The organism is Streptomonospora mangrovi (assembly GCF_027604915.1).
Classification (GTDB): domain Bacteria; phylum Actinomycetota; class Actinomycetes; order Streptosporangiales; family Streptosporangiaceae; genus Streptomonospora; species Streptomonospora mangrovi.
The window spans coordinates 65,797-77,496 of record NZ_JAJAQC010000024.1 but is presented as its reverse complement, the minus strand read 5'-3'; the positions used below and the strand labels follow the sequence as shown (position 1 = coordinate 77,496).

At 73.6% G+C, this 11,700-nt stretch carries 9 protein-coding genes; 7 read left to right on the top strand and 2 right to left on the bottom strand.

The window, feature by feature from the left end:
- Positions 1-224: 224 nt before the first annotated feature.
- The 6 genes from LG943_RS14935 to LG943_RS14910 all read left to right on the top strand — a co-directional run bounded on the left by LG943_RS14935 (position 225) and on the right by LG943_RS14910 (position 8,596).
- Positions 225-1,934, top strand: a complete 1,710-nt coding sequence (locus LG943_RS14935; RefSeq protein ID WP_270072884.1) for an ABC transporter substrate-binding protein — start codon at positions 225-227, stop codon at positions 1,932-1,934.
- 180 nt (positions 1,935-2,114) lie between these two features.
- Positions 2,115-3,110 (top strand): ABC transporter permease, encoded by a 996-nt coding sequence (locus LG943_RS14930; RefSeq protein ID WP_270072883.1) that lies wholly within the window; start codon positions 2,115-2,117, stop codon positions 3,108-3,110.
- A 49-nt stretch (positions 3,111-3,159) separates the two neighbouring features.
- Entirely contained in the window at positions 3,160-4,071 is a 912-nt protein-coding gene (locus LG943_RS14925) for an ABC transporter permease (protein WP_270072915.1), read from the top strand.
- Between the two features lie 4 nt (positions 4,072-4,075).
- Positions 4,076-5,026 carry an ABC transporter ATP-binding protein gene (locus LG943_RS14920; RefSeq protein WP_270072882.1) on the top strand — a complete coding sequence of 317 codons (951 nt, stop codon included), beginning with the start codon at positions 4,076-4,078 and terminating at the stop codon, positions 5,024-5,026.
- Positions 5,027-5,031: 5 nt separating this feature from the next.
- A complete protein-coding gene (locus tag LG943_RS14915; protein WP_270072914.1) occupies positions 5,032-5,949 on the top strand; it encodes an ABC transporter ATP-binding protein in 918 nt (305 codons plus the stop codon).
- A 100-nt stretch (positions 5,950-6,049) separates the two neighbouring features.
- Positions 6,050-8,596, top strand: coding sequence for a glycoside hydrolase family 2 protein (locus LG943_RS14910; RefSeq protein WP_270072881.1), 2,547 nt, complete (start codon positions 6,050-6,052; stop codon positions 8,594-8,596).
- Between the two features lie 400 nt (positions 8,597-8,996).
- Here LG943_RS14910 and LG943_RS14905 read toward each other — a convergent pair whose 3' ends face one another.
- Positions 8,997-9,614, bottom strand: a complete 618-nt coding sequence (locus LG943_RS14905) for a flavin reductase family protein (RefSeq protein WP_270072880.1) — start codon at positions 9,612-9,614, stop codon at positions 8,997-8,999.
- 148 nt (positions 9,615-9,762) lie between these two features.
- Between LG943_RS14905 and LG943_RS14900 the strand changes: the two genes are divergently transcribed.
- Positions 9,763-10,773, top strand: coding sequence for a threonine ammonia-lyase (locus tag LG943_RS14900; RefSeq protein ID WP_270072879.1), 1,011 nt, complete (start codon positions 9,763-9,765; stop codon positions 10,771-10,773).
- A gap of 51 nt (positions 10,774-10,824) precedes the next feature.
- On the opposite strand, the gene LG943_RS14895 is transcribed toward LG943_RS14900, so the two are convergent.
- Positions 10,825-11,097, bottom strand: a complete 273-nt coding sequence (locus LG943_RS14895) for a hypothetical protein (protein ID WP_270072878.1) — start codon at positions 11,095-11,097, stop codon at positions 10,825-10,827.
- Positions 11,098-11,700 lie beyond the last annotated feature (603 nt).

Below are 11,700 nucleotides of genomic sequence, written 5' to 3'. Positions count from 1 at the left end.
CGGAAAGCGCTTGCAGTGGGGGTGCGACCCTCTTTCGCCCCCCGTGTCCTAAACCGGTTTAGTTTCGATAACGCCCCTTGACCACTGAACCGGTTCAGTGATGTTCTGTCCGCCGGTGGCGCAGATCACAACCCCCTGGGCGGCGCCGCCGACCCCCGCCGGAGGAGGCGCCCCAGCCGCCGCCGCGGCGGCCCCCTGGCGGATCCGAGCACTGGGAGAAGGACATGGGAAACCGGCTGAGATGGGCGGGCGCGGCCCTGGTCGTGAGCCTGGCCGCCGCGGGCTGCACCGGCGGGGGAGGCGGGGAGGGCGAGGGCGGCTACCCCCGCGCCCAGACCCTCTACACCACCGGCACCCAGTGGGGCCCGCCCGCCAACTGGAACCCCATCATGAACTGGGAGTACACCACCGGCACCGTCGGCTACGTCTACGAGCCGCTGTTCCTCTACGACCCCCTCGCCGGGGAGTACATCCCCTGGCTGGCGGAGTCGGAGGAGTGGGTGGACGAGGACACCTACGAGGTCACCCTGCGCGAGGGCGTGGAGTGGTCCGACGGCGAGCCGCTCACCGCCCAGGACGTCGTCTTCACTTACGAGCTGGGCCGCTTCGAGTCGGTGCCCTACAGCAACGTCTGGGACTGGCTGGAGAGCGCCGAGGCCGTCGACGAGCGCACCGCCCGGTTCGAGTTCGAGACCCCCCGCTACCAGGAGTGGGCCTACTTCACCTACTCCAACCCCATCGTGCCCCGCCACCTGTGGCAGGACCGCACCGAGGAGGAGGTCACCGCCTCGGCCAACGAGAACCCCGTGGGGAGCGGCCCCTACCTCTACGAGGACCACAGCGAGGACCGCCAGGTCTACCGGCGCAACCCCGACTGGTGGGCCGTCGAGGCGCTGGACATGCGGGTGGCCCCCGAGTACATCGTGGACATCGTCAACACCAGCAACGAGGTCACCCAGCGCCTGCTCACCCAGGGCGAGGTCGACCTGAGCAACAACTTCCTGCCGGGCATCAACCAGACCATCGAGGGCAACCCCACCATCACCAGCTACTTCGAGGAGCCGCCCTACATGCTGGCGGCCAACACCGCCTGGCTGGTGCCCAACACCACCCGCGAGCCCATGGACGACCCGGAGTTCCGCCGGGCGCTGGCCTCCTCCATCGACCTCCAGCAGATCGTGGAGGGCCCCTACAGCAACCTCGTGGAGCCCGCCGACCCCACCGGCCTGCTGCCCGCCTGGCAGGACTACGTCGACGCCGACCTCGTGGAGGAGCACGGGTTCAGCCACGACCCCCAGGAGGCCGAGTCCATCCTGGCCGAGGCCGGCTACGAGGACACCGACGGCGACGGGTTCGTGGAGACCCCCGACGGCGACCCCATCGACCTGACCCTCATCGTCCCCTCCGGTTGGAGCGACTGGATGGAGGCCGCCCGCATCATCAGCGAGAACGCCCAGGCGGTCGGCATCAACGTCACCGAGGAGTTCCCCGACCAGGCCGCCCTCACCGACCAGCGCGCCGCCGGGGAGTTCGACCTGGTCATCAACAACGAGCGCCAGCTCAGCAACACGCCCTGGACCTACTACGACTACATGTTCCGCCTGCCCGTCCAGGACAGCCAGAACACCGTCAACTTCGGGCGCTATGAGAACGAGGAGCTGTGGGACCTCACCCAGGAGCTGGCCGAGACCCCGGTCGATGACACCGAGGCCATGCGCGCCACCATCAGCGAGATCCAGGAGATCCAGCTCCAGGAAACGCCCATCATCCCGCTCTGGTACAACGGCCTCTGGTCGCAGTACAGCACGCAGCACTGGGGCAACTGGCCCTCCGACGCCGAGGACGCCCCCCACTACCTGCCCACCACCTGGCGCAACTACAACCAGTTGGGCGCCGTGCTCACGCTGACCGAACTGGAGCCGGCCGGCCGGTAGGCCGGGCGCACCAGCCCCCCGGCCGCGCCCGCGCGGCCGGGCCGGGACCCGCCCCCTTCCTCCCGTGCCACCGGGAAGGGGGCGGGGCCACCCCCTGGTCGGCCCCACCCGCGCCCGCGCCCCGCCCACCCCGCCCGTGCGCGGGGCGCCGCGCCCGGCACCCCAACCCCGGAGGCCCCGTTGCGCCGCTACCTCGCCCGCAAGATCCTCATCTACGCGCTCACCTTCTTCGTCGCGGTGAGCATCAACTGGCTCATCCCCCGGCTCATGCCCGGCGACCCCATCCGCACCATGCTCAGCCGCGGCGCCTCCGGCGACGAGGCGTCCATGGAACGCATGCGCGCCTACTACGAGCAGACCTTCGGCCTGGACGAGCCCGCCTGGCAGCAGTACCTCAACTTCTGGACCTCCCTGGCCCGCGGCGACCTGGGCATCAGCGTCTGGCTGTTCCCCCAGCCCGTCACCGAGATCCTGCTGTCGGCGGTGCCCTACACCCTGGCGCTGCTGCTGCCGGCCACCCTGCTGAGCTGGGTGGCGGGTAACCGGTTCGGCGCCTTCGCCGCCCGCAGCAAGTGGCTGGACAACACCCTGCTGCCGCTGGGCTACGTCCTCACCGCCACGCCCTACATGTGGCTGGGCATCCTGCTGGCCTGGGGGCTGGGGATCGTCGCAGGCTGGTTCCCCACCGCCGGGCCCTACGGGTTCGGCTCCATCCCCGGGTGGAACTGGCCCTTCATCAGCGACCTCGTCTCCCACTGGTTCCTGCCGTTCGCCTCGCTGTTCCTCGTGGCGTTCGGCGGGTGGGCCATCGGCATGCGCAACATGATCATCTACGAGCTGGAGGCGGAGTACTCCACCTACCTGGAGGCGCTGGGCGCCCCCCGCCGCCTGGTGCGCCGCTACGCCTTCCGCAACGCCGTGCTGCCCCAGCTCACCGGGCTGGCCGTGCAACTGGGCACCATCGTGGCCGGCGCCCTGCTCACCGAGATCGTCTTCGCCTACCCCGGCCTGGGCAACCTCATCCTGGAGGCGCTCAACAACAGGGACTTCTTCCTGCTCCAGGGCGCCTTCCTGTTCATCGTCGTCGGCGTGCTCATCGCCAACTTCATCGTCGACGTCATCTACGTCGTGGTCGACCCCCGCACCCGCACCCAGATGCAGGGCAGCGCCGCGTGAGCCCGCACCGCCCCCGCCGCAGGACCGCAAGGAGCCGCACATGAGCGAGATGGAGCCCGACGTCCGCGCCGTCCAGGCCGCCGAGGGGCTGCCCGCCCAGGCCGGGCCGCCCGAGCGCCGCTTAGGGGAGTCGCTGCACTTCGCCCTGCGCAACCCCAAGCTGCTGATCGGCGGCGGGGTGGTGGGGGCGCTGCTGCTGACCGGGCTGGTGGCGCCGCTGTTCGTGCAGGAGGGGCCCAACGTCTACGTCGGCCCCCAGGCCCAGGCGCCCTCCGCCCAGTACTGGCTGGGCACCACCAACTTCGGCCAGGACGTCTTCGCCCAGTTCGTGTTCGGGCTGCGCTCCACCTTCCTGGTGGGGCTGGTGGGCGGCGGCATCGCCGCCGTGGTGGGCATGGTGGTGGGCTTCACCGCCGGCTACCGCGGCGGGCTCGTCGACGAGGTGCTCAACATGATCACCAACGTCGTGCTGGTGCTGCCGGCCCTGGTGGTGCTGATCATCGCCGCCGCCTACCTCCAGGCGCGCGGGATCGCCCTCCAGGGGCTGTTCATCGGGCTGACGTCGTGGCCGTGGGTGGCGCGCGCGGTGCGCGCCCAGACCCTGTCGCTGGCCACCCGCGACTTCGTGGACCTGGCGCGGCTGAGCGGGCGGCGCGCCCACAGCATCGTCTTCCGCGAGATCGCGCCCAACATGAGCAGCTACCTGTTCATGACCTTCATCCTGCTCTTCGGCGGCGCCATCCTCATCGCCGCCGGGCTGGACTTCATCGGGCTGGGCCCCACCGAGGGCGTGTCGCTGGGGCTGATGATGCACAACGCCGTCACCTGGGGGGCGCTGCAACTGGGCATGTGGTGGTGGTTCGTGCCGCCGGGCCTTGGCATCACCGCCATCGTGGGGTCGCTCTACATCATGAACGTCGGGCTGGACGAGGTGTTCAACCCCAAGCTGAGGGAGCTGTAGTCGCGTGAGCCTGGACGTCAACGACCTCGCGGTCTACTACCGGACGCTGCGCGGCGACGTCCGCGCCCTGGACGGGGTCAGCTTCTCCCTGGCCGACGGGGAGATCATGGGCCTGGCGGGTGAGTCGGGCAGCGGCAAGTCCACCCTGGGCAAGAGCCTGATCCGCATGGACGCGCGCATGCGCCACGTGGCCGGCACCGTGCGGCTGGACGGCGCCGAGCTGCCGGTGGCCGACGACGCGCGCATGGTGCCCTTCCGCTTCCACCAGGTGTCGCTGGTGCCCCAGTACGCCATGAGCGCGCTCAACCCCACCCGCCGCATCGGGCGGATGGTGCGCGAGCTGGTGCGCTCGCGCGGCGTGGACTACGCCGGGGTGCACCCCGAGCTGCTGCGCCGCCTGGAGCTGGTGGGGCTGGACGAGCAGGTGCTGCGGCGCTACCCCATCGAGCTGTCGGGCGGCATGAAGCAGCGGGTGGTCATGGTGGTCTCCACCCTGCTCAACCCCTCGCTGCTGATCGCCGACGAGGTCACCTCGGCGCTGGACGTGTCCACCCAGCGGGCGGTGGCCGAGGCGCTGGCGGGCTTCCGCGACCGCGGGTTCGTCAAGAGCATGGTGTTCGTGACCCACGACCTGGCGCTGGTGCACCAGATCGCCGACACCATCATGGTGATGTACGCTGGCCGGCCCGCCGAGAAGGCGTCCTCGCGCACCATCATCGAGGCGCCGCGCCACCCCTACACCCGCATGCTCATCTCCTCCCTGCCGGAGGTGGGGGTGACCTTCGCGGGCAAGCGCCTCCAGGGCATCCCCGGCCGCCCGCCCGGCCTGCTCGACCCGCCGCCCGGGTGCCGGTTCCGCGACCGCTGCCCGCTGGCGTTCGACAAGTGCGCCGAGCAGCCGCCCTTCGCCGAAGTCGCCCCCGGCCACTGGGCCGCCTGCTGGAAGGCGGAGTGAGGACCATGCTGGACCTGCGCCAGGTCACCAAGACCTACCGGGTGGGCGCCTTCGGCGGCGAGCGGCTGCACGCCGTGCGCGGCGTCGACCTCGCCGTGGCCCCGGGCGAGGTGGTATCGCTCATCGGCGAGAGCGGCAGCGGCAAGAGCACCATCGGCAAGATGGTGCTGCGGCTGATCGCGCCCAGCGCCGGCGCCATCACCTTCGAGGGCCGCGACGTGGCGGCCGTGCGCGGCCACCGCGCCACCAAGGAGTACTACCGCCGCGTCCAAGGGGTGTTCCAGGACCCGTTCAGCTGCTTCAACCCCGTCTTCACCGCCGACCGGGTGTTCGGCCTCATCCGCGCCGAGTACCACCGCTCCGCCTCGGCGGCCGCCTGGCGCGCCAGGGTGGAGGAGGCGCTGGCCACGGTGCGGCTGGACCCCGCCCAGGTCATGGGCAAGTACCCCCACCAGCTCAGCGGCGGCCAGTTGCAGCGGCTGCTGATCGCCCGGGCGCTGCTGCTGGACATCCGGATGCTGGTGGCCGACGAGATCATCAGCATGCTCGACGCCTCCACCCGCATCGACGTGCTCAACCTGCTGGGCGACCTCAAGGCGCGCGGCCTGGGGATCCTGTTCATCACCCACGACCTGTCGCTGGGCAACTACATCAGCGACACCGCGGTCATCCTGCGCCGGGGCCGGGTGGTCGAGAAGGGCCCCACCGGCGAGGTGTTCGCCGCGCCCGCCCACCCCTACACCCGCCGGCTGCTGTCGTCGGTGCCGCAGTTGCACACCACCTGGGAGCAGGCCGACGCCGCCCTGCGCGCCGGCGGGGAGCGCGCCTGCCCCGGCTGCGCCCGGGGCGGGCAGCCCGGGGCCCACGGCCCGGTGGAACTGGCGCCGGGCCACCACGTCGGCTGCTTCACCGCCCAGGACTGACACCGCCCCCCCAGCCCGCCGCGCACCGCCCGCCCTCGGCCCCCTGCGGCCGGGGCGGGCCGGTGTGCGCGCGGGCGCCGAGAACACGAGGGAGACAGGCATGCTCATCGACCTGACCGAGGGCTGGAGCGTGCGCGCCGCCGGCGGCGACGCGGTTCCCGCCGAGGTCGCCGGCCGCGCCCTGCCCGCCGCCGTGCCCGGCTGCGTGCACACCGACCTGATGGCCGCCGGGCTCATCCCCGACCCCTACGCCGGCACCAACGAGGAGCGGCTGCACTGGATCGGGCGCACCGACTGGACCTACCGCCTGCGCTTCGACGCCGCCTTCGCCGCCGGGGCCGAGCGCGTGGACCTGGTGTGCGACGGACTGGACACGGTGGCGCGGGTGCTGCTCAACGGCACCGAGGTGGGGCGGGCGCGCAACCAGCACCGGCGCCACCGCTTCGACCTGCGCCCGGCGCTGCGCGGCAACGGCAACGAACTGGAGGTGGCCTTCAGCGCCCCCTACCCCCACGCCGAGGGCGTGCGCGCCGACCTGGGCGAGCGGCCCGGCGCCTACACCGCGCCCTACCAGTTCATCCGCAAGACCGCCTGCGACTTCGGGTGGGACTGGGGGCCGGCCCTGGTCACCTCCGGGATCTGGCGGCCGGTGGCCGTGCACGCCTGGAGCACCGCCCGGCTGGCCGCGGCCCGCCCCGAGGTCACCGTGGAGCGGGGTGCGCGCGGGCCCGAGGGCGTGGTGCGGGTGCACGTGGCGGTGGAGCGCGCCGGGGAGGCACCCGGCGGCGCCGCCGGCACGGGCGGGGGGCTGGTGGCGGCCGTGGAGGTCGCCGGGGTGCGCGCCGAGGCGGTGCTGGCCCCGGGCCAGGACGAGGCGGTGGTGGAGGCGCGGGTGCCCGACTGCGCGCTGTGGTGGCCGCGCGGGTACGGCGACCAGCCGCTGTATGACCTGGCGGTCACCCTGACGGCGGCGGGCGGGGCGGGCGCCACCGTGCTGGACTCCCGCACGATGCGGATCGGGTTTCGCACGGTGGCCCTGGACACCGCCCCCGACGAGCACGGGTCGGCGTTCGTGGTGCGGGTCAACGACCGGCCGGTGCAGGTGCGGGGCGCCAACTGGATCCCCGACGACTGCTTCGCCAACCGCGTCACGCCCCAGCGCTACCGCACCCGCGTCGACCAGGCGGTGGCCGCCAACGTCAACCTGCTGCGCGTGTGGGGCGGCGGGCGCTACGAGAGCGCCGAGTTCTACCGCGTCTGCGACGAACTGGGGGTGCTGGTGTGGCAGGACTTCCTGTTCGCCTGCGCCGCCTACCCCGAGGAGGAGCCGCTGGCCGGCGAGGTCGCCGCCGAGGCGCGCGACGCGGTCGACCGGCTGGCGCCCCACCCCAGCCTGGTGCTGTGGAACGGCAACAACGAGTGCCTGGAGGGCTTTGAGGACTGGGGCTGGCAGGAGCCGCTGGCCGGGCGCAGTTGGGGCGCCGGGTTCTACCACCGGGTGCTGCCCGCGATCGTGGCCGAACTGGACCCCACCCGCCCCTACATCCCCGGCAGCCCGCACTCCCCGGGCGGGGCGCGGGCCAACGACCCCGGCCACGGCACCACCCACATGTGGGACGTGTGGAACCGGCTGGACTACACCGCCTATCGGACGCACCGGCCGCGCTTCGCCGCGGAGTTCGGGTTCCAGGGGCCGGCCACCCACGCCACCCTGCGCTCGGCGCTGGAGGAGGCCGACATGCGCGCCGACTCCCCGGCGATGCTGCACCACCAGCGCGCCGACGACGGCCACGCCAAGCTGCTGGCCGCCTACACCGCCCACTTCGGGCCGGTGCCGCCGGACCAGTCCCACGACGACTGGCACTACCTCACCCAGCTCAACCAGGCGCGGGCCGTGGCGCTGGGCGTGGAGCACCTGCGGTCGCTGTGGCCGCTGTGCGCGGGCACGGTGGTCTGGCAGCTCAACGACTGCTGGCCGGTGATCTCGTGGTCGGCGGTGGACGGGCAGGGGCGGCGCAAGCCGATGTGGTACGCGCTGCGGCGGGCCTACCGGGAGCGGCTGCTGAGCGTGCAGCCCGAGCGGGTGGGGGAGTCGGGGGAGCCCGAGGGCGGCGGCCTGGTGGTGGCGGCGGTCAACGACACCGACGAGCCGTGGGAGGGCGCGTGCGCGGTGGTGCGGCGCGGGCTGGACGGCCGCGCGCTGGCCGAGGCCGTGCTGGAGTTGCGGGTGCCCGCGCGGGGGGCGGCGCGCCTGGCCGTGCCCGAGGCGGTGGCCCTACCGGGCGAGGCCGGGGCCGAGCTGCTGACGGCCCAGGCCGGCGGGGACCGGGCGTGGTGGTTCTACGCCCGCGACCACGAGATCGCCTACCCGGAGCCGAAGTTCACCGCCGCGGCGGCGCCGCGCGGGGAGGATCTGGAGGTGACGGTGACGGCGGACGTGCTGCTGCGCGACGTGGCGCTGTTCGCCGACCGGCTGGGCGCGGACGCCGAGGCCGACGACATGCTGGTGACCCTGCTGCCGGGGGAGGCCCACACGTTCACGGTGGCCGGGGGCGCGGGACTGGACACGTCGGCGGCGGTGCGGGCGCCGGTGCTGCGCTGCGTCAACGACGTGCTGGCGGCGGGCGCACGCACGGCGGCGGGGTAGGCGGGGGCCACGTGGCGGCCGGGTGGCCGACCGGGCGGGCGTTCGCGCAAGGGTGCGGGGCGGCCGGTCGGCGGCCGCCCCGCACCCCGTCCGCACCGGCAGGCGTCCGGCCCGGGGGAGGGGGACCGGGCGGGCGCCCGCGGCGGAGGGGGAAGGACCGCGCGGCACTCGTTGGGAGCGCTCCCACGCACTGTAGGCAGGCGGCGAGGTGCCTGTCAACGGGGGTAACGGCGGTGCGGCAAACAGGGGGATCAGGGGGAGGGGCGGGGGCGGTCGGAGTCGTGGTTTCGGAGTGCGGCCCGGCCCTGGCCGCGGGGGCGCGCGCGGCGGTGCGCGCCCCCGCGTCGCGTGCGGAGGCGGTCGGGCGGCGGGCTCAGGGCCGCACGTCGGCGCCGGCGCCTCAGGCGTGGGGCGCCTCGCCCGGCCAGTCGGCGTAGCGGATCCGCCGCAGCGAGGTGACCTCGCCCAGCGCGCCCCACTCGTCCTTGCCCAGCCGCGACAGCGGGCGCAGCAGCGCGATCTCGGGGTGGCCCTCGACCACCACCGCCGCGTCCACGGCCACGTGCACCACCCGGCCCAGCACCAGCGTGGAGTCGCCCAGGCCAACCGTGGAGTGCAGGCGGCACTCCAGCGCCACGGGGGAGTCGGCCACGCGCGGCGGATTCACCACCGTGCTGGGTTCGCGCGCCAGGCCCACGGCGTCGAACTCGCTGACCTCGGCCGGGAAGTCGGTGGCCGTGGCGTTGACCTCGCGCTGGAGGCGTTCGGGGGCCAGGTTCACCACGAACTCGCCGGTGTCCTGGACGTTGCGCAGGCTGTCCTTGCGGCCCACCGAGGTGAACTGCACGATCGGCGGATTGGCGCAGGCCACGGTGAAGAACGAGTGCGGCGCCAGGTTGTCGACGCCCTCGGCGGAGACGGTGGAGACCCAGGCGATGGGCCGGGGGACCACCACGGCCGTGAGGACCCGGTAGAAGTCGCGGGCGGACATCGCATCGGGAGACAGGTCGGTGCGCATGGTCACCGAGGTTAGCGCCGGGGCCGCCCGCGCCGGCGCGCGCACGCCGCGTTGCGGGGCGAGGGGAGGGGCGGGCGCGCCCGGAGGGGGGCGGGGCGGGCGGTGCGGGCGCGGGCGGAGGGGGAGGGAGGCGGGCATACTGCGGGGGATGGAGCTGATCTCAACGGCCGACATCGACGCCGCCGCGCCCCGCGTGGCCGAACTGGCGGTGCGCACCCCGCTGCTGCCCTGCCCGTGGGCGCGGGGCCGGCTGTGGCTGAAACCGGAGAACCTGCAACCCGTGGGGGCGTTCAAGGTGCGCGGCGCCGCCAACGCGCTGGCGCTGCTGCCGGAGGAGGCGCGGCGGGCGGGCGTGGTCACCCACTCCTCGGGCAACCACGGCCAGGCCCTGGCCTACGCCGCCCGCGCGCACGGGGTGCGGTGCGTGGTGGTGTGCCCGGACAACGCGCCGGCGGTGAAGGTGGCCGCCATGCGGTCCTTCGGCGCCGAGGTGGTGCCGGTGCCCCCGGCCGAGCGCGCCCGCCGGGCCGCCGCCATCGCCGCCGAGCGGGGCATGACCCCGGTGCCGCCGTTCGACCACCGCGACGTGATCGCCGGGCAGGGCACGGTGGGCGCCGAGATCCTCGCCGACCTGCCCGACGTGGACACCGTCCTGGTACCGGTGGGCGGGGGCGGACTGGCCGCCGGGGTGGCCACGGCCGTGAAGGCGCGGCGGCCGGGGGCGGCGGTGGTCGGGGTGGAGCCGGAGCTGGCCGCTGACGCGGCCGAGAGCCTGGCCAAGGGCCGCCTGGTGGCGTGGCCCACCGAGCAGACGCAGAAGACCGTCGCCGACGGGGTGCGCGTGGGGCCGTCGGCGCTGACCTTCGCCCACCTGCGGGAGCGGCTGGACGGGATCGTCACGGTGGGGGAGGAGGAGATCGTGGCGGCGATGGGCGTGCTCGCCCGCGCGGCGCGGGTGGTGGCCGAGCCCAGCGGGGCCATCACGACGGCCGCCTACCTGGCCGGACGCACACCCGGCGGGCGCACGGTCGCGGTGGTCTCGGGCGGCAACGCCGCCCCGGACCTGCTGGCGCGCGCCGTCGCCGGGGAGGAGGGGAGAACTGAGGGGGTCGGGGAGGCCGAGGGGACCGACACCGGGAGCGGGAACGGGAGCCTGTAGGCGGGAGCCGGTGGTGGTCCCGCCGCCCTCAGGTCTCCCGCCGTCGGGGCGTCACGCCGGCTGGTGCTCACGGGTGCGCTGGTCGGCCGTGCCGTGCGCCTCGGCACCGGTGTCGGTCCCGGCGCGCGGTGCCGCGTGCGCGGCGGGCCGCCGCTCGGCCCCGGCGGCGGAGGCGGTCACCCCGGCCCGGGCGTCCAGCCGCCGCTGGACGGCCTCGTAGCCGACGTAGAACACCCCGCCGAGGAAGACGAGTCCGATCCCCGCCAGGGTGATGACGAGCATCGTGGTCATAAGAGCGCTGTCGACCATCGCGGATGCCTCCATGGCGCCTCATCGGCGGTAGCGGCGAAACGTGCTTTCCCGAGAAAGCGTAATCACCGTTAACTCAAGTTGTCGCCGTTCGCGCTCGTGAACCCCGTCACGTGCGTTCGGCGGTACGGCGGGCGTGCTGGAAGGTCTCCGTGACCTGCGCGGACACCTATGGAAAGGGACCAAAGCGAGGCCCGGCCGAAGTGTGGCGTTCTCCACATGCGACGAGGGGCGCCTGTCGAGCCCGCGCCGTCCTCGGCGGCGCCGTTGCCACCCCGGCCATCGGTGCCCGGGAACTCCTGCCGCCACCTCTTCATCCCGGCACTCCGCGCTCCTCATCCGTCCTCGATCGCCGTTCCCTGCCCCCGGAACCAGACGCGGACAGGGGGCGATAAGGGCTTGAACAGGGCCGTAGTGCCCTTCATGTCTTGGGGGTATTTGCCCGCCCTCAAGGTGATCTACGGCATATGTGCACAGCGGCCGTGTCATCCGGCGTCGCATGGGAACAAGGACGGCGGGAATGGTTCGGGGTCCGCGGGCGCTGCGCGCCCGCGGACCTGTCAACACCGGTGCGCCGGTCGTGCGGTGCGGCCACGCGGTCGGCTCCGGCCTCAGCTT

What these genes read in the sequence shown, in the direction of transcription:
- LG943_RS14935 (WP_270072884.1), top strand. Translation starts at nt 225, where the DNA reads ATGGGAAACCGGCTGAGATGGGCGGGCGCGGCCCTGGTCGTGAGCCTG.
- LG943_RS14925 (WP_270072915.1), top strand. Translation starts at nt 3,160, where the DNA reads ATGGAGCCCGACGTCCGCGCCGTCCAGGCCGCCGAGGGGCTGCCCGCC.
- LG943_RS14915 (WP_270072914.1), top strand. Translation starts at nt 5,032, where the DNA reads ATGCTGGACCTGCGCCAGGTCACCAAGACCTACCGGGTGGGCGCCTTC.
- LG943_RS14910 (WP_270072881.1), top strand. Translation starts at nt 6,050, where the DNA reads ATGCTCATCGACCTGACCGAGGGCTGGAGCGTGCGCGCCGCCGGCGGC.
- LG943_RS14905 (WP_270072880.1), bottom strand. Translation starts at nt 9,614, where the DNA reads ATGCGCACCGACCTGTCTCCCGATGCGATGTCCGCCCGCGACTTCTAC.
- LG943_RS14900 (WP_270072879.1), top strand. Translation starts at nt 9,763, where the DNA reads ATGGAGCTGATCTCAACGGCCGACATCGACGCCGCCGCGCCCCGCGTG.
- LG943_RS14895 (WP_270072878.1), bottom strand. Translation starts at nt 11,097, where the DNA reads ATGGAGGCATCCGCGATGGTCGACAGCGCTCTTATGACCACGATGCTC.